Origin of the sequence: Pseudoalteromonas sp. SG44-17 (assembly GCF_014164235.1) — a bacterium.
In the GTDB taxonomy this organism is placed as follows: Bacteria; Pseudomonadota; Gammaproteobacteria; order Enterobacterales; family Alteromonadaceae; genus Pseudoalteromonas; species Pseudoalteromonas rhizosphaerae.
This window is the reverse complement of record NZ_JACJEV010000041.1, coordinates 1-24,551: the sequence shown is the minus strand read 5'-3', so window position 1 is coordinate 24,551 and position 24,551 is coordinate 1. Positions and strand designations below refer to the sequence as shown.

The following is a 24,551-nucleotide window of genomic DNA, read 5'->3' as shown; positions in this document are numbered from 1 at the left end:
CATACTTTACCAATCTTGGTGCATCTGTATTGAGATGCTTGGAAATATATATGACGAAACCTTTCTCGCAAGCGTGTGAAAATAATAAAAATCCAATATTAAGCGTCATCACAGCATATTTAGCACAAGTCGAGAGTGTGTTAGAGGTGGGATCAGGTACGGGGCAACACAGCGTGCACTTCGCTGCTAATTTGCCTCACTTACAATGGCATACCAGTGATCGCTTGGTTAATCATAATGGTATTAAACAGTGGCTTGATGAAGCAAAGCTAGATAACTTGCACGCACCAGTAGAGTTAGATCTAAATCGCCCTTGGCCAATAAATACCGTTGATGCTATTTATACTGCTAATACGTTACACATCGTCAGCAAACCGTTAGTTGAGCAATTTTTTACTGGTGTTAATAAGCATTTAGCGTCAAAAGGTCTCGTGTGTATTTATGGCCCATTTAAATACAACGGCAACTTTACCAGTGAAAGTAATCAGCGTTTTGATGAATTTTTAAATCAGCAAGACTGCCAAAGTGGCATTCGTGATTTCGAATGGGTACAGCAATTAGCTGAGCAAGCAGGGTTAATGCTTGTTGATGATATTGCGATGCCTGCTAATAATCAGTTATTGATTTTTAAACGTCATTAGTTATCAATCTTAAAAGGTAATAATTCAGTGCATTGCTGATGATAGATGCGCATATGCTGACGCTCACGTTGTAAGTAATCTGCTATCGCAGGACTAAAAGTAGCATCCATTACGGCATGTACGGAGTGAGTAAATACCGGTGCAAAACCTCGTGCTATTTTATGCTCGCCCTGCGCACCTGAGTGAAAACACTGAAGCTGATGTTTAATACAATATTCAATACCTTGGTAATAGCAAAGCTCAAAGTGCAGGCAATCAATTTCTGCTATAGCTCCCCAATAGCGCCCGTATAGTGTGTCATTATTTTTAAAGCTCAGTGTTGCAGCGACCACTTCGTGAGCATGGATGGCATGCATGATCACCAGTTTATCGGCCATTAAGGCATGTAACAAAATAAAAAAGTCATGATTTAAATAACCCATGTGGCCAGAGCGTTTTAAATAAGTGCGTTGATAAAACTCGCAAAACTGGCTCATCACAGCTTTAGTTATCTGTTCACCTTGCAGCCATTTAATACTAATATTTTGCTGGGTTATTTTATTACGTTCTTTTTTCAATACTTTACGTTTTCGTGCAGTTAACTGCGCTAAAAAATCGTCAAAAGTAGCGTAGTTTTGATTTTGCCATTGAAACTGCACGCCAATACGATGCATACCTTGATGTGGTGTGAGTTGAGAGACTTGCTGTTGCGAGCAAAAGTTAATGTGCCAGCCAGACCAACCTTGTTGCTCACATTGAGCTGTTAAAGTCTGTGTAATGTACTGATATACTTGTTCTGGGTGTGAGTGTGCAATCGAGAGGCGTTGACCTTCAATAGGGCTAAACGGTGAGCCAGATAACCACTTAGGGTAATATTCTAAACCATGTTGCTGGTAAGCTTCAGCCCATGCCCAATCAAATACATATTCGCCATAAGAGTGACTTTTTAGATAGCCGGGTGCTAATGCCACCAAAGTATCATTTTGGTAAATGGCTAAATGTTGCGGTTGCCAACCAGACGCGGCTGATACGCATTGGCTTTGTTCTAATGCAAATAAAAATGCATGATCAGTAAATGGATTATCGGCAAAAAACTGCTGCCAAACAGCGGCATCTATTGCACTGATACTGGTTAACCAGCGGTGACTAAATATACTCATTATTGATTGCCCTGCGAGCCTTCAACCTGCTTTATAAACTGTTTTATATAGAGTGCTTGCTCAGTAAAGTAAGGGTTGTAAGTCAGACGTTGAAAGGTTGGAAATGCTGCAATATTTTCTGCAGTACGCTCGCCAATATTAGGTTTTTCGGTCGTTTTACATTGCTTATACAAAGTATCATCATCGAGGTAACTGCCGCAATTGCGATAAGCGCCAGCAATACCGTAGTAAGGGTTATCAGGTGAGTTAACTACGGCAATATGAGAAATACCATGAATGTTTTTACAGGTTGCATTTTTGCACTGTGGATTTAATACCCTGTAGTCTTTTGGAAAATCACTGGTAATGGTTGTTTTATCACCGTAATAAACCAAAGTATCTAAGCTATTTGCAGGGCGTATCTTTACATCATGTAAGGCGCTTAATAATAGCAGCGATGCACGGGTATCAATGGTGGTATCTACATCACTCATTACTGAAAAAATAGCTAAGTTTGGTAATTGACGCTCGATTAGTTCTGGTAACGCAATTGAGCGCATAGCATCGTCGGCTGCGGTTGCGGCATTAAATGGAAACGACTCATATTTAGCAAAATCAATATCGGCGTCTTTATCTATCCAATTCACAAAGGGAATACGATCAATCCACTTCGCCAGCCAACCATTTTTATTATGTGGTTCAGTGGCGGGCGAAAACAGCATCAGTGCGGTTATTTTTGGGTTAGCGGGCTTGACAGTTAGATAATTGAGTAACAGGGCTGCACCTGTAGAGTAGCCACCTAAAATCACTTGATCAAAATCTTTGATAGTGCGCTTGATGGCATAGTCAACAGCTTGCTGCCATTGTTTGGCATTAATACTACTTAGTGCATCAGCTGCGGTGCCATGGCCTGGTAACAGCAAAGTACGTACGGTATAGCCCTGTTGAAAGTAAATCTGTGCCAAGTCATGATAGGTAAATGGAGAGTCGGTAAGCCCATGAATCAATAGAACCGCTTTGTGGTTGTTATTTTGGCGTAATTCAAATGGCGCTATAAGATCAACTATATTAGGGGGGCTAGTACGTTGCTGTTGTTTAACTAAAAGCTGATAGGTATCAGTTAAAACAGGGCAAGGCATTGATGCGCGAGGGTTTGCCGCTAAAATATGTTGGTATGCAAAGCTTAAATAATCACTAAATGCTTGCTCACTTTGATAGGAAAAATCCGTATTAGCATTGCTTTTTTCAAACCGTAATAAGCCCTGCTTTTTGCTGTTCATAATATAGTTTAAATCAGTCAACTGAGTAACGCAGTTGGTTTGGCCGATAGCAAGGCTAGAGGTTGTTAATAAAGTGAGAGTTAGTAATATTCCATTAAGGCTCATAAACATCTACATAATTGATTAGGCACTCGGTTAGCTTATCGAGTTCGAGGGGTTTTGCAAGATGCTGATTAAAACCAATTGCTAAGGCATTGGCTTTATCCTCAGGCATTACATCAGCGGTTAAGGCAATGACGGGTAATTGTTCAGTACTTTTAATTTGACGTATCAAGGCGGTGGCTTGGTAACCGTCCATAATGGGCATTTGGCAATCCATTAACACTAAATCGAAGTCATTTATTTTAACTTGCTCTACTGCTAATTCGCCATTTTCAACCAGTGTTGGAGTGATCCCTAAAGAGCTAAGCATTGCTTTTATTACTAATTGATTGACGCTGTTATCTTCTGCAACCAGTATTTTTAGTTTGCTTAAATCAACATGCTGTTGTGTGTGCTTTGCCGTTACTTGTTGCGCAGCACACGTATTTAACTCGACAGACAGGGTAAATGTGGAGCCTTTACCTGGCTCGCTTTGTACGCTGATATCTCCAGACATTAGCAAACTAAGTTCTTTTGCGATTGTTAAACCAAGCCCAGTGCCACCAAACTTACGTGATGTTGAGCTATCAGCTTGGGTGAATGCATCAAATAATTTACTTTGCTCTGATGGCGCAATGCCGATGCCAGAGTCTTTAATAGCCAAGGTAATTTGCCTACGTTTATCGGTGATCTCCTTACAGTATGCGCTAACACTTACTTCACCTTCGCAGGTAAACTTAATGGCGTTACTACATAAGTTTAATAAAATTTGCTCAATTCGCATAACATCACCTTCAAACCAAATATCGGCTGGTAATTGGTTATCAACCTTCCAGTGAATGCCTTTTTGTTCAGCGCTTTGTTCGAACATACTGCTAATCCGGGCAAGAAGCGCATTTAAATCAAAAGGAGCGACTTCCAAGGTGAGCTTTTGAGATTCAATTTTAGAGATATCGAGTACATCATTGATTAAACTTAACAATGATTTAGAAGCTAAATTAATTTTATTTAGATAATCGGTGAGGATTTCAGCGCTATCTTCATTTTTAGCTAAGGTTGAAAAACCGATCACCGCATTGAGCGGCGTACGAATTTCATGGCTCATATTGGCTAAAAATCGGCTTTTAGCCTGATTAGCTAAATCAGATTGCTTTTTAGCTTTAACTAGTGAGCGAGTTCGCTCTGCCACTAAACGCGAAAGTGCAAGATGTTGGTTATTAAACAGCAGTAATACCAGTAAAATGAGTGAGCTTACTATGACCTGTAAAATAAGTAAAAAGAGTGTCATATGATTGGTTTGATGCGGTAGAAACTCATCTTTAACCGTTAAATCAACCAACCAATTTTGCCCTGCAAAATTAATCGTGATGGTTGTAAGCTTATTGCTTTTGGTCGGCATATTTTCGACGTTTGAATAAAACGGGTTGGTAGCATTGGCTTCATAAATAGCGATATTAAACATCTTATTTTGTGCTTGCGTAAGCGATTGAGCAAGTATGTTTTCCACTAAGAATACACCTGTTGCGTAGCCTTTAATTGAGGCAATTTCATTATTTTGTTGATACACAGGGGCGAATAATAAATAAGCGGGTTCAGGTTTTTGTGCTTGCACTAATTGAATTATTTTAGTGCCTACAGGGCGATTTTTGATGCGTGGGTCGAGTAAAGTCTCTCGGCGATCTTTACGAGAATTGAGGTTAAAACCAATAGCGGATTGATTTTCTGCAAAAGGGGCGATATAGGTAATAATCACTAATGGATCGTCGTTTGATAATGGCGCTCCTTTAATACTCGGATCAAAGTTATATGAATTATAAATTTCATTGAGCTGCTTGTTAAAATCACTGACCTGAGCTGGGGGAATTTTGCGATTCCATGAAAATGCTTTAATAAATGAATGCTCAGCCAATAATTGGGCACTGTAGCTATCAAACTCTTGCTGACTTAAAGTCGGTGTTGATTGGATTTGGCTCGCAAGGCTTTGTACGGTTATTTGGCTAAGGTTTAAATTGCGCAGTAAACTGTTTTCAATGATAGATGTTTCACGCTTGGCAATTTGTATCGCATTTGAATAAGTCTCTTGGTTGTATAGCTTAGTGGTTAAGGCTACAGAGACGAATAATACCGAGCAGACTGCGATGGTTGGCAATGGGGTGACGTAGTGTCGTTTAAATTTAGGCTGTAATAACGCCAATAAAAAGGGGGTTGCGATCAGCACGCCGAGTGAGTCACCTAACCACCAAAAAGTAACATTTTTCCAATGATTATCAATGCTGTAAGCGGGATTAAATTGACTTAAAGCGTAGACTCCAATATTGGCCGATATGAGGCTGACGACAATACCGACGATAAAAATAAAATAAATAATTGATTGGCGTTGTTTTAAATACAGCGGATGGCCTAGCCAGTACTTTAAAAGAGCAGCGCCAATCATGCCTTGTAATACGGCGCCTAAGCCGATTAGCAGTACTTGTTGTAATGTATTGCCAATTAAAACCTGATCAGTGATCGCGTTATCACCGGTACTTAAATTAAAGGCGACAGAGGCAATAAATAATGCCGGAATAAAACGCCACCACCAGATAAAACAGCCAACTAAGGCAATACCAGCAGGGAGCCAAATAGGGATGACTTGTGATTGAAAGGCAAAATTAGTTAATAACTTACCAGTTGCAAAATAAGCAATAGCAAACGATATGTAAAAAACAAAAGAACTGGATGTTGAACGAAAAATCTTCACATGCATCCTTGTTAAATATTATTTTTATAGTGATATTTCAGTATAGCGAATCGGCACTAAATAGTATTATTTTTTAAAGTGGTAGCTGCTTTTTGCTAAATGTTTGCTTTAAAACCACTGTAGACTCAATGTTAGCAATACAATCAATACTCCCTAGCTTATATTTAACAAAACTTTCGTAGCTTTCTAAATCGGTAGCAATAATCTTCAATAAGTAATCATAGCTTCCTGATATGACAGAGCACTCCAGTACATGATTCAGTTTTTCCACGTGTTCTTCAAACATATTTGCCGCACTGGCGGAATTTTGGCTCAACCGCACAAACGCATAGACCAGCACGTTTAACCCGAGTGCGCGTGGGTTTAAGGCTGCGTGATAGCCAGTGATCACCTTGCTTGCTTCAAGTTTTTTTATACGTCTCAAACAAGGGGTATCCGATAGACTTACAGTTGTTGCAAGTTCTGATACAGAGGTGCGCGCATTGCTTTGTAACAACGTTAGTAATTGTTGATCTTTTTTATCTAAACTCATAACTATGACAATAAATTTTATTTAATGGTGATTATAGAGTGAATATCACTAATTGTATGGGTTTTTATTAGTGGTTTTGCTGATTTGTGCTCTATGTTATCTGTTAACCTAAATGCAATAAAATTTGGTATGGAGTAATACCTGTGAGTAATAATACCCAGGCATTTGATGAGTGGCTCAGAACCCGCTTTGTAGAAATTAATAGTCAACTAGAGGCTATCTATTGGCAACAAGAAGATAAAGCTAACGTAGAATTTGTCGGGGAGCAATTTAAGCATCAGTTAGAGGCTGAGGGTAATGCGCATATTCGTAAGTTACTGGCAGAAGGCAATACTGATGAAGGATTTGATCGTGCGTTTGATTTACTTGGCAATGTAGGATTATTTATGGCGGCTTGTCGACGCCATGAGATCACTGAACCATCGCGCGAAACAACCTCCCCTTTAGTCGAGGCCTCGGCACTAGCCATGCATATTGGTGCATCAATTGGGGTTACTCCGCGTTTTGCGACGGCTCACTTAACCACCCATAATAAGGCGATTAATGGCCTTTATAAGCGCTTTACGGATCTGCCAGATGAAAAATTATTTATTGATTACAATACCAAAGGGATTTTAGCCTATAAGCGAGCAGCTGACGCATTATTAAAAATTCAGCCATTAGGTATTTCGCATCCGCTATGCGGTGATTTACTTAAAGTTGCCAAGCAGGCGTTGGTCGATGTGATTGAATCGAATACGGCTTTATATAATCAGTTAGACACCGAGCGATTCTTTTTCTGTGTACGTCCTTACTATAAGCCGTATCGGGTTGGCAAAGAGGTTTACCGTGGAGCCAATGCGGGAGATTTTGCCGGAATTAACGTTATAGATATGCTGTTAGGTTTATGCTTTGCCAACGAACCGAGTTACTCACAAATGCTGGTGGATAAATTTTTATATATGATGCCTGAAGATCAGCAAATTCTGCGAGAGTCTATGCGTATGCCAAGCATAATGGATGACTTTTTAGCGGCAGGAGATACCCGCCATAGCTCGTGGTTTAAAACCAATGCCAAGTTGTTTATACAAGTATGTAAGCTGCATGGCGATACTGCAATAGGTCATCATAATCAACTGGTTAGTAAGTTTATAGCTCAGCCAGCTCAACACATGCAACAGCAACATATGAATAAAGTAACTGCCAGCGGTCCGCCATTGCATGTGTTATTGGATTCTCTTGAGCAATTAAGAGATCGTCGAGCAGCAGCAAAGCGTGATGATATAAGAACTCGTTATGATGATTTAGCACAATTAATGCAATGGGTGAGTAATTAATATGTACAAAGATGACTTTAATCTTGCCGCAGGCTGTTACTTGCTAAATCACTCTGTTGGCCGTGCACTGAAAAGCAGCCAAGATGATTTTAACCAGCACTTTTTTGCTCCTTGGCAAGCGAGTAATAAAGAGCCATGGCAGCAGTGGCTGCCAGCCATTGAACGCTTTACTCAGGCGCTCAGTACATTGTTTAATTCACCGAGCAGGCAATTTTGCCCACAAGTAAATTTATCGAGCGCTTTAACAAAGTTAGTTATGTCGCATCCTCGCTTACGGCAAGCTAATTGTAAGGTGTTGATGGCGCAAAGTGACTTTCCTAGCATGGGGTTTGCAATGCAAAAAGCGCTGGCTAGTAGCGCTGAAATAAAGTTTATTCCTGAACACGTAGATTTAACTGATAGCGTGCAATGGCAACAATATATTCAAACAGATATTGATTTAGTATTTATTAGTCACGCTTATTCAAATACTGGCCAGCAAGCGCCAGTAGCTGAAATTACGCAACTGTGTAAGCACGCAGGCTGTTTGAGTCTTGTTGATGTGGCGCAGTCAGCTGGTGTATTGCCTCTAGATTTAAGCCAAGTTGATGCTGATTTTATGATTGGTTCCAGCGTTAAGTGGTTATGCTCAGGTCCCGGTGCGGCATATTTATGGGTAAGCCAGGCGCAATTAAATGTGTGCGAACCACAAGATGTAGGGTGGTTTTCACATCAAAATCCATTTGAGTTTGATATTCATCACTTTGCTTATCATGATAGCGCATTGCGTTTTTGGGGCGGCACTCCATCGATTGCGCCATTTGTTCTCGCAGGGCATAGCATTGGTTACTTTGCTAAATTAGGTGTTGCAACAGTGCGAGCGCACAACTTGGCGCTACTTGAACAATTAAGTGCAGAGTTTAGGCCATATTTGGTGTCACCAACAACGCCAGAAAAACGTAGCGGTACAGCTATTTTAAATTTTGGCGAGCAACAGCCAGCGGTATTAAGCGCGCTGTCTCAGGCGAATATAAGTGTCGATGCGCGAGCATATGGGGTGCGAGTTTCACCGCATATTTATAACAACAGTAGTGATATAGCACAGCTAATAAAAGTGGTTAAACAAACCCTAAGCTAAATTTATTGGCTTAGTTGCGTTTTAAACGCTTTTAACGCATCAATTTGTTGCTGATACTGCTTTATTTTCGGCTCAATGCGTTGCTCCGCTTGTGCTGTGCGTTTTGCTATCGCATCAGCAATTGAGTTTGCACCCATTTTATTTGCAGAGTCTTGCGTCATATAGTTTATTTTGGTTTTTTGTTCTGCAAGAGTATCTTGAAGTTGCTTTATTTCTCGTTGATAAACTGCAATTTCACGATCAATTTTTTGCATCGCAACATAACTATCTACAGACGCCATGATATCTTTGCTTTGTTGCGTATTAGATGCTTGGGTCACATTAGTTGGTGGAATTTTTATTTCTTTAGCATCGTCACCACAAGGTAGTTGACTAAAGGTAGCCACGCCATCAACCGTGCATTGGTAAGCAGCCGTAGCCACAGCTGCTGGTGGTATCAGCATCGCTAAGGCACAAACCATTGTTAACTGAAGTTGTCGCAAGTACACTTATGAATCCCTAAATTTGCATTAAAATATCTAGTGCAGCTAGTTTATCAAGTTTGTTAATTTGAATCGCCAATTAATCGTTGCTATTTATTAGTGAATTTATTTTCCTTATAACGGTGCCTTTTGCAGTGAAAAATACCCGAGCAAGTGACGCATAGTGTTAGCTTGATCTGCCATTTGTTTTGCCGCAGCCATGGTTTCTTCAGTCATCGCTGAGTTTTCTTGGATCAAGGTTGTTAGGCGTTGTACCACAATATCTACCTCTTTAATTGCCTGTTGTTGGGTAATCGAAGAGCTATTGATAGACACTATCATATGGTTAACATCAGCCACAGCGCTGACAATTTGCTTTAGTTTCTCACCTGATGAATTAGCAAGGGCGGTACCGTGACTAATTTTTTGGTTGCTGTTGCTTATTATAGTTTTAATTTGTTTCGCCGAGGTTGCGCTACGTCCAGCTAATTCTCTAACCTCATTGGCAACGACCGCAAACCCGCGACCATGCTCGCCAGCTCTGGCAGCTTCTACCGCTGCGTTGAGAGCTAATAAATTGGTTTGAAATGCTATTTCATCAATAACAGAGACAATTTCATTAATATCCTTACTGGAATTATTGACCTCAACAATGGCATGAACCGTTTGTATGGATAGCTCGCCCCCTTCGGTTGCGCTCATTTGAGCGTTTTCTGCAAGCTTAACCGCTTCGTTAGCTTGCTTAGCAATGGCTGCTATTTCATCTAGCATGTTACTGCTGCTAGCACTGGCTTCTTCTAAATTGGCTGCTTGCTCTTCAGTGCGTTGACTTATTTCGGTGTTACTCTCTGCTATCTCTGCGGCGCTTTGTGATACTCTTAAGGCAGAGTCTTGGATGCTGCTAATAACACTGGTAAGTTTTTCAATCGTTTGATTTACATCTGCTTTTAATGTAGCAAATACACCTTGGTAATCCTGCTGTACTTGTTGATTTAAATTGCCTTGAGCAAGCCCGCTTAATACCTTAGTTACCTCTGCGATTGCATCTGCGGTGATGGTCAAAGAACTGTTCACATCATTTTGCAGCTGCGCTAATTGGCCTTGCATGTTTGTCTCTAGTTGTTGATTAAAATCACCGCTACGCATAGCTGCCATAACGCGCGCGAGTTCAGCAATAACAATACTCAAATTGCTAATAGAGCTATTTACATCATCTTTAAGTACATTGAGTTGGCCACTCATATCGCTATCGATTGTCTGCTCGAAGTTACCTTTACTGATCGCCAGCATAACGTTTGATATTTCACTTACAGCAGTGTCTAAACCCATAATTGAGTTATTAATATTATGCTTTAAAGTTGATAATTGGCCATTGGCACTGCAATTTACTTGTTGTTTAAAGTTGCCAGCATTTACGGCTGCCATAACATCGTTAATATTTTTAATGATTAACGCGAGATTGTCGACGCTCGCGTTGATATCATTTTTAAGTGTGGCTAACTGGCCTTGTAGAGGTTGCTCAAGGTGTTGTGAAAAATTCCCATCGTGAAGTGCGCTCATTACGCGACTGATATCACTTACTGCTCCCGCTAAACTGTGTACTGAATTATTCACACTGTTTTTTAATTGTGCCAAAGAGCCTTGTGCGGCTACCGTAACCTGTTGTTTAAAGTCACCATGTTCGATATGGCTCATTACCCCGACAATTTCAGTAATGGTGCTATTTAGCGATTGCAGAGAGCCATTTATATTTTGTTTTAAGGTGGCCAGCTGTCCCTGCATTGGGGTTGTTATTTGGCTGTTAAAATTTCCTTGGCTCATTTCATCTATAATATGATTTATTTCACTCATTGCTTGCTCTAGCGAGTCTGCGCAATTATTTGTGGCCTGTTTTAAGGAATCTAATTCACCTTTGCAGGGCGCACTAATTCGGTGGTTAAATTCACCTGCGGCCATTTTATTCATAACCGTATTGGTTTGGGAAATAGAGCTTTGCAGCGCATCAAGGAGGCAATTAAAAGCACTTGCCGATGAACCTATTTCATCATTCGAAAGCACTGGCGTTCGTACCGAAAAATCACCTTTTTGTTCAACGTGACGCATTGTGTCGACAAGTAATTGCACAGGGCGGGTGAGCGAACGAGCAAACCAAATAGCGACCAGAGTAATGGCAATGATCGATATGATTAAGGTGCTAATGAGAATCGTCGTTAAATGACTGACTGTGGCAAAAGCTTCTTTTTTATCTATTTCAGCCAGTAATGACCACTGTATACCTAATACGTTAATAGGTTGATAAGACGACAGTACTAAGGAGCCGCTATAATCGGTGATTACTTGCTGACCTTTTTTACCTTGCTGAGTAAGCTCAGTTGCCAGCGTTTTTACTTTACCTCTGCTTGGATAGCGAAAAGAATTTACAACTGAGCGGTTTTCGGGGTCGAGAAAGGAATCAGAACGCATTAAAAAATCAGGTCCGACTAAATATGTCTCGCCACTTGTACCTAAGCCAGCCCGCTCAGTCATAATGACATTTAGGGCATCAATGGATAGTTGAAAAATCAAGGTGCTGGTATGTACGCCTTGGTTATAAATTGGGGTGGCGATAAAACTGGCTGGTGCATTATAAGATGGCAAATATTGCTGATAATCGACAAAGGTTATTTCATCTTCATTGATCATTTTTGCTTGTTTGAATGCCAATGCTAGGTTGCTATTAGCATAAGGTCCATCGAGTAAAGAAGTGGCAAAGTCAACTTCTTTGTAAACAGAGTAAACTACTTCAGCGCTGCGATTGTCGATGATAAAGACATCATAAAAATCAAATTTTTGCGCAAAATTTAGTAAAAAACTATGGTATTTGCTGTGTAGTAAATTGTAGTTATTATCAGCACTTGCTTGTACTAATTTTGCTTTCTCGCCAAGTGGGTATGGGTTATCTGCTAGGTATTGTGATTGCCAATATTTAGCCGTGGGTGAAAGTGTGGAAAGCAGCTCAGAAGTTGGCAATTTGTCTTCGTTTTTAAGCCGGTATTTAGTATTAAAGTCGTTGTGATAGTAATCTGCCAGCTGTTGCTCTGCGGTGCTGTCGAGAGATGTTGTATAGGGCTCTTTAAATGCACGGCTAAGTTCATCTGCTGCGGTGTGGAGTAAAGGGCTTTGTGCTAAAAATAATAATTGCGCATGTATATCGGCAAAATGCCTTTCAATGGCGCTTTTTTTAATTTCACTAACCGCTTCTAATTGAGCATAAGTTTGTTTATTTAAAGCAGTAGCCGAGTTATACAGTGCAAGACTGATGGCTATCGCCAAGGGAATTAATGCAACGAGCAAAAAGGCAATAACAAGCTTTTTAGTCAAGCCAATATTACGTACAAAATTTCCGAATGAACGGGTTTGGTTAGCCATAACAACATCCTTATCAAAGCAAAGCTGTAAACCTAATATAGGTAATTAAGATTTAGTGTAGAACAGCTTGAATTAAAAGCGAGTCGATGACGAAAAATAGATTTTTTAGTTGCTGTAATGCACTCGCTATACTCTGTTAAACTACGGGCATTCAAATTTAAGTGTGTTTGCTATGAAAAACTCCATTATTCCAGTTGTATTGGCCGGTGGTATCGGTTCGCGGTTATGGCCATTATCGCGCCAAGCTATGCCAAAACAGTTTTTACCTTTACTGGGAGATGAGTCATTATTGCAAAGTACCTTAAATAGAGTCTCTGACTCATGTTTTACTGATCCGATTTTGGTTTGTAATGAACAGCATCGCTTTATTGTCAGCAGCCAATGCCAGCAAATCGGTGTTGCAACCATGGCGTTACTATTAGAGCCTGATGGCAAAAATACTGCTCCCGCCATCGCATTGGCAGCACAATATGCATTACAGCAAGGGCTTGATAAACCTTTATTAGTGATTCCAGCCGATCATCATATTGATAACTTTGAGTTGTTAATAGAGCAACTTCCTGATGCGATAAGCTTGGCGCAACAGGGCAAGTTAATTACCTTTGCAATTGAGCCAGACTCAGCCCATTGCGGTTACGGTTATATTAAAAATGGCACTAAAATAGCATCTTCAAACTGCTATGAAGTTGATCAATTTAAAGAAAAGCCCAGTCTACTATTAGCACAGCAATATCTTGCCAGTGGCGAATATAGCTGGAACAGTGGAATGTTTTTATTCACTCCTAGCGCATACCTTGCTGAACTTGAGCGTTTTGCACCAAAAATCGCCAGTTGCATTGCAGCAGCCGCCAATTTCAGTGGTGACTTAGGTTTTACCCGTGCCAATAATGAAGTCTTAAAAAACTGTCCAAGTGATTCAATCGACTATGCTATTTTAGAACGCAGCCCAAATGTGGCGGTGCTGCCTTTAGCGCTGAATTGGAATGATGTCGGCGGTTTTAATGCGCTATGGCAAAGTGCCGATAAAGACGAGCAAGGCAATAGCCTAAGCACCGATGACGTGGTTTTACATAGCCATAACAACTTGCTCAGCGGTGAAGAAGGTCATAGTATCGCAGCTCTTGGGGTGAGTGATTTAGCGATTATTCACACCCATGATGCAACTTTAGTCGCGAGCAAAAGCCAATTAGAGCAGCTTCCGGAACTATTAAAGCAATTAGCCGTTAAGCACGGTGATAAATTGATCCATCATCAAGCCGTGTATCGACCGTGGGGTAGTTACCGAGTGTTAATTGCAGGCACCGGCTTTAAAGTGAAAAAAATTATTGTCAGCCCAGCTGGCAAACTTTCAACGCAGCGCCATCAGCACCGCGCTGAGCATTGGGTTGTCGTCTCTGGCATTGCTGATGTGCGTATTGATGGCCAAGCACACAGGCTTACTGCCGATCAATCTTGCTATATAGCCGCCGGTCACATTCACAGTTTAGCAAACACGCAAAATGAGCCACTTATTCTTATAGAAGTACAAACTGGCAGCGTTTTAGATGAAACGGATATTGAACGTTTTGACGATCAGTATGGTAGAAAATAGTGAAGATTAATCGCTTTTAACCCAGCCAATACTTAATATATAACGACTACCTTTTTCTATTTTGGTTACTGCATGCTGAGTTATATCGGGCCTAAATAGTTTTATACGCTGGCTTTGAAATAAGGTGTTTTCGCACATAAACTCACCGCCCAGTTGGGCACGTTTGATAATGAGATTTAAACGAAAATGCTTACCTTTTTTTACTTTATCTGTATGGGGCTTTATTTCACTACCAACGGGAAACTTAATTAAATAAGTATCAAACTTTACTGGCCAATGGGCGCCACACAGAAGCATTTTGTCATAGCCCGAATCTTGCCTGCCACGCTGCCAGCGAAATAAATTTTTAAAAATAGCCATTGTATCTTTTCCTTATTACTTTAACTTCGCCAACTCGCCAACTCGCCAACTCGCCAATTCGTCAACTCATCTGCTCCCTGACATACTTTAAATACTGCTCAAGGCTATTTTGCCATAACACCAATGCTTCTGTGAGTGACTCTTTAAGCGGTTTGTTGTCGAGTAAGCGTCGTTCTATTTTTTTTAACTCTATGCCGTAGCGGTTAAAACCGAGTTGTAAAGCGGTGCTTGCTTGGCGATGGAGCAGCTTAATACATTGTTCTTTATCTTCGTCTAATAATTGTTGAGCACGGATCAGCTTGTTGCGTGCGGATAATACAAACTCGTTGTAAATAGACGAAATCTCGTCTTCACTAAAAGAGCTTTTTAATGTGTCTGCTGCGGTATTGTCATATAAAACATCACTCAGCTCAACGGCAATACTGGGTGCATGGCTGCTTTGTGAATCACTTAATGCTTGGCGTAATTTTTGTTGTTTAATTGGTTTACCAACAATGTCTTTTATTCCTAATGAGAAATACTCTTTGATTTCGTCAGGGCTTAAACTGGCAGTAAAGGCGAGTACTGGGGTACGTTGATTTTTATGCTCCATACCTTTGAGGGTTTTAAGTACTTCTTGGCCAGTCAGATCTGGCAGGTTCATGTCTAATAGCACAACATCAAAGTGGTACTCTTGCATCAGGTTAATAGCACTTTTACCATCGCGGGCGAGCTTGATTTTATGCTCATCATCAGCCATAAATTCTATGGCTATTTTTTGATTTAAATCTAAATCCTCGACCAGTAATACATCTAATCCAGTTAAATAATCTTTTGATTGATGGCGCTGTTCAACAAGGCTGAGTTCGCCAAGCACAAGCGTGATATCAAAGCTAAACGAACTGCCTTTATCTAACTCACTGGTAATATCAAGTTGGGAGCCCAGTTTGGCTAGTAGGCGGCTGGTGATAGCAAGGCCTAGGCCTGTTCCGCCTTTTTCTTTACCTGCGCTACTTTGTACGTATGGCTCTGTAAGGTATTCTATTTCATCATCTTCAATGCCAGGCCCCGAGTCAATTACACTAATACGAATATGATGTTCAAGTTGGCGCTCCTCTAATAACTCTACGCGAATTTTAACTTCACCTTTGTCGGTAAATTTAATCGCATTACCAACGAGGTTAATGATGATTTGCCGAAGTTTTTGTTGGTCGCAGTAATAACAAGCTTGCTCTGGGAGGTTATAAATTAACTCAAACTTTAAGCGTTTCTGCTCGGCTAATGGACTAAGTAATAAACATAAGTTATGCAACCAAGTTTTAAATTCTACGTCCTCTTCATAAAGTGCTTCGTTGTGTTGGTCAAGGCTTGCGTAATCAAGCACTTTATCCACTAACAAGTTAAGTGATTCGGCGGAGTTTATAATGGCTTCGCAATAAGGTTTGTCTCGCGGGTCTGTTGATTGATTTAAGATCAATTGCGCACTACCTAAAATACCATTAAGGGGAGTGCGAATTTCATGACTAATGGTAGATAAAAATAAGCCTCTTATTTCAAGATCTTTTTGCGCTTTATTAGTTAACTGATTGAGGTTTTGCTCTCTGCGCTCGTTACATAATAACGCCATCCCGGTGGTATAAAACATTGGGGCGATCACGCCATTAACCAGTAAGGTCACGCTAAACCAGTTTTCTTTTAACAGTGTGAAATTGTTAACATCTTCCATTAAAAAAGCGCGACCGACAAAAATACAGCTAATAATGGTCAGGATCAAAATATAGACAATGCTGCCATTGGGGTAGGGCTTACGGGCAAAGCGAATAAATAAGTACAGTAAAAACAGTGCTTCGCTTATATGCTGTAAATCAGAGGCCAGCATACGATTACGAAGGTTAGAATCAACTACGGTAAAGTACATTAGCAATGCTCCGCAAAACAAGGTTGCTAATACAAAAAACCGAAACTCTTTGCCGCGGTAACCTAAAAATTGGCTGATTGCTAATGCATGGATGATGGACGCGCTAAACCATAAACTATTAGCAAGAACAATAGTGATAATGCTATCGAGACGACCGTGTAAGGCAAAGCTCATTAGAGCAATAAATAGCACTAAAGGATAAAGAATATATAACACTGTGCCTGGAGTGTTTTTGTTGGCGCGCCAAGTTAAAAAGTTGAGTAGTGCCATGACGACCATCATGGCGGCACTGGCAGAGTAGAGCGTGAGGGAGTCGAGCATTCATATTCCAAGCAGATCAGGATGACGAGTTTAGAATAATGGCAATTGCATTTGTTAGCAAATATCGCGCTCTAGAATAAACAAAAAAAACAGGCACAAAGTACCTGTTTTAATATTAAAATAAGAGTTACTAGATTAGCGAATTTCGTCCGGAATATTTTGTTGTGCCCACGATAATAATTCAATACGATTACGACATTTTGTCTTTCTAAATGCGCTGTATAAATGAGTTTTTACAGTGTGTGGACTAATGCTTAACGCTTCAGCTATTTCCTTATTTTTAGAGCCGTTACTCATTAAGGAGATAATTGCTTTTTCGCGTTTAGTTAATTTTACAGGTTCAATATCACCGTCAGTGAGCTTATGTAATGCGTCTTTATTGAACTGCAACATACGGTTTAATGCGTTACACATGATATCACGACGATACCACAGCTGATCTTCGAGTAATAAACGAATGCCTTTCATTAGCACATCAGCATTGTCGGTAGTATAAAAAACACCCCGAATACCGCTTAACAATGCACGATTAGCTAGTTCTGGATTTTCGTCTAAGTTGAATAATACGATATCGCACTTAATACGTAGATTGACCAATTGCTCTTTCAATTTCCCCCAAGCGTCTTGGCTTGATGTTTCGATAAACAATAAACGCGTTCCCTCAGGAACGTCAGATATATTTGTTCCGGTAGTAACATTGAGCCCTTGGGTTTTTAATAAAGGCTCTAATACATTAATACCAATTGTATTAATTGGCTCTAGATCTAGTAACAAAAAGGCAGAACTACTCATACTTACTATACTCTTGAATAAAGTTGACTAATCAATCCTAACATGCAATCCGCCCCTTTAGTATTAGAAATTTCCTACTTTAGGGTAAGATAGACATAGTTTTATAACGTTTATCGTATTCGTCATAAAAGATACATTTAAAAAACTTTGTAACAATTTGAAATTAATAGCAAATAACATTTTCTTTCAAAGTTAATTTTTTTTACAAATATTTACAGTTAAGCCGTTTAAAGTAAACCTTTAGTCTTATTTTGGTAAGGTGGCCACCCCATTATTTTACCTGCTAGCATATGTAAATGGATATGATAAACAGTTTGCCCGCCATGTTCATTGCAATTCATTACCACGCGGAAACCATCCTCTGCAAAGCCTTGTTGTTTCGCTATTTTTGCAGCAACCACATACAGGTGGCCAACAATTGGCGCATCTTGCTCGGTAATATCATTGATGGTCGCAATCGCTTTTTTCGGGATAATCAGCACGTGAAAAGGGGCTTGTGGGTTGATATCTCTAAACGCTAAACTAAGCTCATCTTCGTAGATGATATCAGCTGGGATCTCGCGGTTAATAATTTTAGTAAAAATAGTTTCTTGGCTCATTTAAAGGGCTCTTTGTCGGTTGTACTAAAGTCACTAATGACAAACTTTGCCTGCAGTGTCAAACTGAAATCAAACAACAAGGAGCTATTATGCGTAAACATTTATTATTAAGCGGTATTGTGTCATTATTTTTGAGTGCGACAAGCGTGGCCGAAACCGTCAATTTTCCTGAAGAAATAGTGCCATTACAAGTGGGCGATAAGAAAATTGAGCATTCATTTTTCAACCGTGTTGATGAAGTCGAGCTGGTTCCTGGCGTATATCAGCTCAAACTTAAATACACCGATTTGTACGAGCAAGGTTACGATGAGCATCAAGTTATCGACTCAGAACCATTTTGGGTGACGATGACCATTGCTGCCAATACAGATTATGATGTGGTGTTTAACCGTGCTGATAATGCGGTAGCAGCAGAAGTTTTTGCAGAAGCGCCACAAGTGAGCTTACAAGCAAAAGGGGCGTCATTAGGCACGCCGCTAGTCATTATAGCTGAGCCCGATTTGACAAGTAGTATTAACTCTCAAGTTGCGACAGTGCAAGTAGCACCAACAGCAGCATCAGCAACCAGAGCTGCACCGATGGCTGCTAATTTACAAGCTCCAGTTTCTCGCCCTGCACCTAATGCAGGTAATGCGCCTAGTGCTGCCGCCATGTTAGATTTTTGGTGGCAACAAGCCAGTGCTCAAGAGCGGCAAGCTTTCATTGATAAAGTCACTAAAAATAAATAGCACTGATTAAAATAGATAGCAAAAAGGGCGAATAAATCGCCCTTTTTAATTTTCGTTATTTAGCTATTACTTAGCAAACAAGTCGTCAATAGTACCTTGCGCAAGTGGGTGGTAGCCCGGGCGCGCTTTTAGGTATACTTCATGTGCCCATTCACGTTTACCATTAGTAATCAGAGCTTTGTATAGCGGCACGATTAATTTGCGACGGCCAATACCTGATAAGTGTTTATCAAGTGCTGGATAGATAGGTTGATAGCCATTGCCAACCGCAAGCATAAACCAAGCAAAAGCACGCTCTGCGTTAGTTGATTGTGTAAGGTTGAACTCGCTGTCTAGCATCGCCATTTTATCTAGGCTTAAATCACGTGGTAAGTTATTTAAAAAGTGTAACCACTCATGCACAGTCCAATTTGCCGTAGGAAGTTGTGCGGCTGTTGTTTCACCTTTTAACCATGCTGCTGTTGCACTATCTACTTTATCGAATGCATCTGAGGTTGGGTTTGGTGCATCGCTCGGTAAGCCAGGCTGAAAAATCCACTCGTTTACTTTATCCATGCTAACAACACCTGGATACTGTTCAATTAAGTTCGTTTTTAAGTAAGTAACAAACTCTGCGGTGGTCAAAGATTTGAATGAAAACTCTTTAAAATAGGCTTTTACAAATGGGTCGAACTTGTCGCGACCATACTTGTTTTCAAGGTAAATTAAGAATAGCTGGCCTTTAGTATATGGCACTGAGCTGAATGCATCGTCCGGATCGCGGCCATTAAGTTTTAAGTTAAGGCGAGTATCTGGCGCTGCAATAGTTTTAAGTTGAGCACGCAGGCCCGCAGCGTCAAGCGCTTGCTCCATAACCGCACGGTCACGACCATAAACTTCTTCCATAATACGGTTTTCAACGTACGAGGTAAAACCTTCATTCAGCCATAAGTCTTCCCATGTAGCATTGGTTACTAAGTTGCCAGACCAAGAGTGAGCAAGCTCATGAGCGATTAAGTTAACTAGGCTTTTATCGCCAGCAACAACCGTTGGAGTGATAAACGACAGACGTGGATTCTCCATGCCACCGAAAGGAAAGCTCGGCGGTAACATTAAGAGGTCATAACGCCCCCAAGCATATTCACCATACATGGTACTTGTTTTATCGATCATCGCTTGCGTGTCTTCAAATTCAGCAACTGATGCATCTAAAATGGTTGGTTCAGCAAAAATGCCAGTTTGGCGTGACATAGCTTTAAATTCTAGATTACCAGCGCCAATCGCAATTAAGTAAGGAGAGATTGCTTGAGGCATATCAAAAATGTAATCGCCATCTTTATAAAGTGCATCTTTGTTGTCGGCACTCATCACCGCACGAACATCTTTAGGTGTATGAATACGTGCCGAGTAAGTTACACGCATCGCTGGTGTATCTTGTACTGGGATCCAACTACGAGCATGAATTGCTTGCGATTGGCTGTACATAAACGGATGAGTTTTACTGGCTGTTTGCTCAGGTGTTAACCATTGTAAGCCTGATGCTTCTGGGCGGCTATTGTAGTAAATGCGTACTTTTGCTGCTTGGTTTTTAAAAGTAATAGTTAACTTTGAGCCTTTAACGTCATCACGTGCAGCAAGGGTAAATTTTGCTTTATGCCAGCCACCAGTTTGATCTTGATACATTACTTTATCAATATCTAAGTCACGGGTATCAAGTACCAATGTTTTGCTGTCGGCATTTTGCCATTGTAACGTATGCTCAACAAAACCTTCTAACTGCTTGTCAGCAAAATCAACGTCTAAATCAAGATTTAAGTGTGTAGTAATAACATCATCAAGATTAGCATAGGAATTTTGATCAATGGCACTGGCCATTGCTTGAGAGCACATACCTGCCATAGCGAGGCTTAAAAAAAGCGGTTTAAGTTTCATATTGACCCTGGACGGAAATAAAAAGTGCAGGTTTTATATCATGATTGACCATCAGGGTTGAGCAATTTTTACAATCTGATGCGCGTTTTGCGACGATAGGTTACACTATTGCGATTAGTGACGATTAACCTTTGGGGCATTTTGTGGCTCTCTCTTTGCAAGCTTTTCATACATTTTCTTTACCGAGCCAGTGTTCACAACTGTGCGAAATAACTGACCTTACACAATTACAGCTACTGACGTTTGATAGCCCTTTTTGCATTTTAGGTGAAGGTAGTAACACGGTATTTTTAAGCGATTATCAAGGCACTGTAATTAAAATGGCGACTACCGGTATCGCCATCATTGAACGCGACAATGATTACTTACTTGAAGTTGCTGCAGGAGAAAACTGGCATCAGCTTGTTGCATATACGCTCAAACAAGGGATGCCTGGGCTTGAAAATCTTGCTTTGATCCCCGGTACAGTTGGCGCAGCACCGGTACAAAATATTGGTGCCTATGGTGTAGAGCTGGCAAAATTTATTGAATACGTAGAATATTTTGATATCGCCACTAAGCAGCTCATCCGCCTTAGTTGTCAACAATGCGAGTTTAGCTATCGAGAGTCTATTTTTAAGCATCAATTAAAAAATAAAGCAGTGATCACTTGCGTTGCATTGGCATTACCAAAACTTTGGCAGCCAGAGTTAAGCTATGGTCCTTTACAGCAGCTTGAGTCGGTAACGGCGCAGACGGTTTTTGAGCAAGTGATTAAAACTCGTAACAGCAAATTACCGGATCCTTACATACTTGCCAATGCCGGAAGCTTTTTTAAAAACCCAATTATAGAAAACCAGTTACTTAGCGAATTGCTCGTCGCGTATCCGCAGTTGCCTCATTATTACTATGATGAACACCACCATAAAGTAGCTGCCGGTTGGTTAATAGAACAAGCAGGGTTAAAAGGGTACCGTATCGCAGGAATTGAAGTGCATCAGCAACAAGCGTTAGTTTTAGTTAATCATGGTGGCAGTGAAGGCAGTGACCTAATTAAAATGATTCAACATATCCAGCAGCAAATATGGCAACGTTATCAAATAAGCTTACAGCATGAAGTTCGCTTGATGAATAATGATACTGAATGCCATATCGGTTTAGGGGAGTTAGCATGAAGGCGCCGGATGGTAATAAATTAGCAATCTTAAATGCGCTCAATCAGGGGGGCTTTATCTCTGGGCAATTACTTGGTGAGCAACTTGGCATTAGTCGCGCCGCAGTGAGTAAACATATGCAAAGTTTACAAGCGATGGGGCTGGATATTTTTAAAGTTAGCGGTAAGGGTTATAGCCTTAATAACTCCGTGGGCTTGTTAGAGCAAAATAAGATCCAGCAATATTATCAAGGCTTGAACGCCAGTACGGCACATATCGAAGTGCATCCGATCATTGATTCGACCAACAGTGAGTTAATGCGCCGTATTACGGCTAAACAAACACTAGATTCAGGCACTGTCGTCGTCGCGGAAATGCAGCAAGCAGGGCGTGGGCGACGCGGACGCGTTTGGCAGTCTCCATTTGGTGCGAACTTGTATTATAGTTATTTCTGGCGCTTAGATGACGGGCTGCAAGCCGCAATGGGTATGTCTATCGCAGTAGGCTTAGCTGTTTACGATACGTTAAAAGCACTGTATCAGTTAGATATTGAACTCAAGTGGCCAAACGATATTTATCTTAATAAAGAAAAGCTCGCAGGTGTTTTGGTCGAATTAGATGGTCAGCCACAAGGACCATGTCAGCTCGTAATAGGCGTTGGTATTAATTTGCAAATGCCCACAAGCTACAGCCAGCAAATCGACCAAGCGTGGACTGATTTGAGCCAACATAGCCAACAGATTGATAAAAATCAGCTGGTGGCACATTTAACATACCACCTTGAGCAACGATTAGCGCAGTACAGTCAAACTGGCTTGCATGACATGTATCAGCAGTGGAACGAACTCAACGCCTTTGCAGGACAGTGTGTGGAGTTAAATACTGGGCATAGAAGCTGGCGTGGTATCTGTGAAGGCATAGATCCACAAGGTGGTATTCGTATTCGCCAAGATGGTGAGGTTAAAAGCTATTACGGTGGTGAAATTTCACTACGCAAGGCAGTTCAATGAGATTATTAATCGATGTAGGTAATACAGCACTTAAAGCAGCGCTATGCCTGCAAGGCGAAATCAAACCGTGTGATGTTAGTGCGCTACCTTGGCGGCAAATTAACGAGCTGGTTTATGCAAGTGTCGGTAAAAATGAGCAACTCAATGGACTATTAGCACAAGCATCGGCATTTCAGGTGCCATGTTTTGAAGCGAAAGTGACTAAACAATTGAGTAACCTTAGCTGTGCGTATCAACAATTTAGTAATTTAGGTATTGATCGCTGGCTTGGTTTAATTGCTGCTTTTCAATTATGGCCGCAACAAGATTGCATCGTGATAGACACAGGCACAGCCACAACAATTGATGTACTTACAGCACAAGGACAACATTTGGGTGGCTGGATATTACCTGGCCTTGATCTCATGACACGCTCATTAACACAGAATACGCAGCGTGTTTTTGATGATGCCAACACGCCTTTTGCGAATGAGCTGGGTGTAAACACACCTAATGGTTTAAAAAATGGCGCGCTAGTGGCAACCTTAGGGGCTGTTGAACAAGCAAAATTACATTTAACCAATAAAAAACCTCAACTAATTTTTGCTGGTGGCTATGGTGCATTATTGAAAGCGCAATTTTTAGACGCGATTTATGATCCGCAATTAGTGATGAAGGGGCTCAATTACTGGTATGAATTGAGCAAAAATTAACAAAAACAGGCTGTTTTGCCTGATTTGTGAGCGTTCGGCACATAAAATCACATTTTTTTTAATTTTCTTGTTGCATCACCACCAACCTTCCTCTAATATCTCGCCCCGTACTAAAGCAGTGCCGACTTAGCTCAGCTGGTAGAGCAACTGACTTGTAATCAGTAGGTCAACCGTTCGACTCGGTTAGTCGGCACCACTTTCCTTTTACCGAAAGTGTTTAGTAAAGAATTATCGTGGAGGGGTTCCCGAGCGGCCAAAGGGATCAGACTGTAAATCTGACGGCTCAGCCTTCGCTGGTTCGAATCCAGCTCCCTCCACCACTTTATTCTTGACGGTTAGAGGTAGTTTAAGAACAGGTTGCTAACGCGGGCATCGTATAATGGCTATTACCTCAGCCTTCCAAGCTGATGATGCGGGTTCGATTCCCGCTGCCCGCTCCAGTTTCTGGTGTTGCTGATATAGCTCAGTTGGTAGAGCGCACCCTTGGTAAGGGTGAGGTCGGCAGTTCAACTCTGCCTATCAGCACCAGTCTTAGAATCTTCTTGATTACTTCCTTTATCTGTCAGAAAATACTATTTGAAATTTGAAAAATTTAACTTAATCTACCTCTGGTGGATTATTTTCATATGTAATCTAGATACACAAAACTGATAGGTTCCGTCATGGCAAAAGCAAAGTTTGAACGCGTAAAACCGCACGTAAACGTAGGTACAATCGGCCACGTTGACCACGGTAAAACTACCCTAACTGCAGCAATCACTAACGTACTTGCAAAAGTATACGGCGGTGTTGCTAAAGATTTCGCATCAATCGATAACGCTCC

General features: G+C 40.8%; 20 protein-coding genes and 4 tRNA genes. 13 read left to right on the top strand and 11 right to left on the bottom strand.

Annotated elements, in window-relative coordinates:
* Window positions 1–50: 50 nt before the first annotated feature.
* Window positions 51–641: a DUF938 domain-containing protein gene (locus H5182_RS19730; RefSeq protein ID WP_149983352.1), complete on the top strand. Its 591-nt coding sequence runs from the start codon at window positions 51–53 to the stop codon at window positions 639–641.
* On the opposite strand, the gene H5182_RS19725 is transcribed toward H5182_RS19730, so the two are convergent.
* The 4 genes from H5182_RS19725 to H5182_RS19710 all read right to left on the bottom strand — a co-directional run bounded on the left by H5182_RS19725 (window position 638) and on the right by H5182_RS19710 (window position 6,392).
* On the bottom strand, window positions 638–1,780 hold the full coding sequence (locus tag H5182_RS19725) for a GNAT family N-acetyltransferase (protein WP_182760486.1): 1,143 nt from the start codon (window positions 1,778–1,780) through the stop codon (window positions 638–640). The genes H5182_RS19730 and H5182_RS19725 overlap by 4 nt on opposite strands.
* Window positions 1,780–3,144, bottom strand: coding sequence for a carboxylesterase (locus tag H5182_RS19720; protein WP_182759054.1), 1,365 nt, complete (start codon window positions 3,142–3,144; stop codon window positions 1,780–1,782). The genes H5182_RS19725 and H5182_RS19720 overlap by 1 nt, the downstream gene beginning before the upstream one ends.
* Window positions 3,134–5,860, bottom strand: a complete 2,727-nt coding sequence (locus H5182_RS19715) for a CHASE domain-containing protein (RefSeq protein WP_182760485.1) — start codon at window positions 5,858–5,860, stop codon at window positions 3,134–3,136. Before H5182_RS19715 ends, H5182_RS19720 begins: the two co-directional genes overlap by 11 nt.
* A gap of 73 nt (window positions 5,861–5,933) precedes the next feature.
* Complete coding sequence (locus H5182_RS19710; protein ID WP_182732562.1) at window positions 5,934–6,392, bottom strand: Lrp/AsnC family transcriptional regulator; 459 nt, start codon at window positions 6,390–6,392, stop codon at window positions 5,934–5,936.
* Window positions 6,393–6,529: 137 nt separating this feature from the next.
* Between H5182_RS19710 and H5182_RS19705 the strand changes: the two genes are divergently transcribed.
* Both H5182_RS19705 and H5182_RS19700 read left to right on the top strand, forming a co-directional pair.
* Window positions 6,530–7,708: a monodechloroaminopyrrolnitrin synthase PrnB family protein gene (locus H5182_RS19705; RefSeq protein WP_404936225.1), complete on the top strand. Its 1,179-nt coding sequence runs from the start codon at window positions 6,530–6,532 to the stop codon at window positions 7,706–7,708.
* Window position 7,709: 1 nt separating this feature from the next.
* Window positions 7,710–8,825: an aminotransferase class V-fold PLP-dependent enzyme gene (locus H5182_RS19700; protein WP_182735769.1), complete on the top strand. Its 1,116-nt coding sequence runs from the start codon at window positions 7,710–7,712 to the stop codon at window positions 8,823–8,825.
* Window positions 8,826–8,827: 2 nt separating this feature from the next.
* Here H5182_RS19700 and H5182_RS19695 read toward each other — a convergent pair whose 3' ends face one another.
* Window positions 8,828–9,313 carry a DUF4124 domain-containing protein gene (locus H5182_RS19695; protein WP_310736256.1) on the bottom strand — a complete coding sequence of 162 codons (486 nt, stop codon included), beginning with the start codon at window positions 9,311–9,313 and terminating at the stop codon, window positions 8,828–8,830.
* A 108-nt stretch (window positions 9,314–9,421) separates the two neighbouring features.
* Complete coding sequence (locus H5182_RS19690; protein ID WP_182760483.1) at window positions 9,422–12,694, bottom strand: methyl-accepting chemotaxis protein; 3,273 nt, start codon at window positions 12,692–12,694, stop codon at window positions 9,422–9,424.
* A 172-nt stretch (window positions 12,695–12,866) separates the two neighbouring features.
* Between H5182_RS19690 and H5182_RS19685 the strand changes: the two genes are divergently transcribed.
* On the top strand, window positions 12,867–14,285 hold the full coding sequence (locus H5182_RS19685; protein ID WP_182732559.1) for a mannose-1-phosphate guanylyltransferase/mannose-6-phosphate isomerase: 1,419 nt from the start codon (window positions 12,867–12,869) through the stop codon (window positions 14,283–14,285).
* 6 nt (window positions 14,286–14,291) lie between these two features.
* Here the strand turns inward: H5182_RS19685 and H5182_RS19680 are convergent, their stop codons facing one another.
* From H5182_RS19680 to H5182_RS19665, 4 genes are all read right to left on the bottom strand, one after another.
* A complete protein-coding gene (locus tag H5182_RS19680; RefSeq protein WP_145242732.1) occupies window positions 14,292–14,645 on the bottom strand; it encodes a 2OG-Fe(II) oxygenase in 354 nt (117 codons plus the stop codon).
* Between the two features lie 61 nt (window positions 14,646–14,706).
* Window positions 14,707–16,863 (bottom strand): ATP-binding protein, encoded by a 2,157-nt coding sequence (locus tag H5182_RS19675; protein WP_145242734.1) that lies wholly within the window; start codon window positions 16,861–16,863, stop codon window positions 14,707–14,709.
* A gap of 135 nt (window positions 16,864–16,998) precedes the next feature.
* Window positions 16,999–17,655 (bottom strand): response regulator transcription factor, encoded by a 657-nt coding sequence (locus H5182_RS19670; RefSeq protein WP_145242736.1) that lies wholly within the window; start codon window positions 17,653–17,655, stop codon window positions 16,999–17,001.
* A gap of 227 nt (window positions 17,656–17,882) precedes the next feature.
* Window positions 17,883–18,254 carry a histidine triad nucleotide-binding protein gene (locus tag H5182_RS19665; protein ID WP_145242738.1) on the bottom strand — a complete coding sequence of 124 codons (372 nt, stop codon included), beginning with the start codon at window positions 18,252–18,254 and terminating at the stop codon, window positions 17,883–17,885.
* 89 nt (window positions 18,255–18,343) lie between these two features.
* On the opposite strand from H5182_RS19665, the gene H5182_RS19660 reads away from it, so the two are divergent.
* Window positions 18,344–18,982, top strand: coding sequence for a DUF2057 family protein (locus tag H5182_RS19660; protein ID WP_182760482.1), 639 nt, complete (start codon window positions 18,344–18,346; stop codon window positions 18,980–18,982).
* A 66-nt stretch (window positions 18,983–19,048) separates the two neighbouring features.
* On the opposite strand, the gene H5182_RS19655 is transcribed toward H5182_RS19660, so the two are convergent.
* Window positions 19,049–20,893, bottom strand: a complete 1,845-nt coding sequence (locus H5182_RS19655; RefSeq protein WP_182760481.1) for a M1 family metallopeptidase — start codon at window positions 20,891–20,893, stop codon at window positions 19,049–19,051.
* Between the two features lie 143 nt (window positions 20,894–21,036).
* On the opposite strand from H5182_RS19655, the gene murB reads away from it, so the two are divergent.
* The 8 genes from murB to H5182_RS19615 form a co-directional block, all read left to right on the top strand.
* Window positions 21,037–22,047 (top strand): UDP-N-acetylmuramate dehydrogenase, encoded by a 1,011-nt coding sequence (gene murB / locus H5182_RS19650; RefSeq protein ID WP_182760480.1) that lies wholly within the window; start codon window positions 21,037–21,039, stop codon window positions 22,045–22,047.
* A complete protein-coding gene (gene birA / locus H5182_RS19645) occupies window positions 22,044–23,036 on the top strand; it encodes a bifunctional biotin--[acetyl-CoA-carboxylase] ligase/biotin operon repressor BirA (protein WP_182760479.1) in 993 nt (330 codons plus the stop codon). The genes murB and birA overlap by 4 nt, the downstream gene beginning before the upstream one ends.
* Entirely contained in the window at window positions 23,033–23,728 is a 696-nt protein-coding gene (locus H5182_RS19640) for a type III pantothenate kinase (RefSeq protein WP_145242748.1), read from the top strand. The genes birA and H5182_RS19640 overlap by 4 nt, the downstream gene beginning before the upstream one ends.
* 120 nt (window positions 23,729–23,848) lie before the next feature.
* Window positions 23,849–23,924: transfer RNA gene (locus H5182_RS19635), tRNA-Thr, on the top strand.
* 39 nt (window positions 23,925–23,963) lie between these two features.
* Window positions 23,964–24,048: transfer RNA gene (locus tag H5182_RS19630), tRNA-Tyr, on the top strand.
* A gap of 45 nt (window positions 24,049–24,093) precedes the next feature.
* Window positions 24,094–24,168 (top strand) — tRNA-Gly (locus H5182_RS19625).
* A gap of 12 nt (window positions 24,169–24,180) precedes the next feature.
* Window positions 24,181–24,256 (top strand) — tRNA-Thr (locus H5182_RS19620).
* A 134-nt stretch (window positions 24,257–24,390) separates the two neighbouring features.
* Window positions 24,391–24,551, top strand: a 161-nt coding sequence (locus H5182_RS19615; RefSeq protein WP_246175643.1) for a GTP-binding protein, incomplete at its 3' end; no start/stop codon positions are given.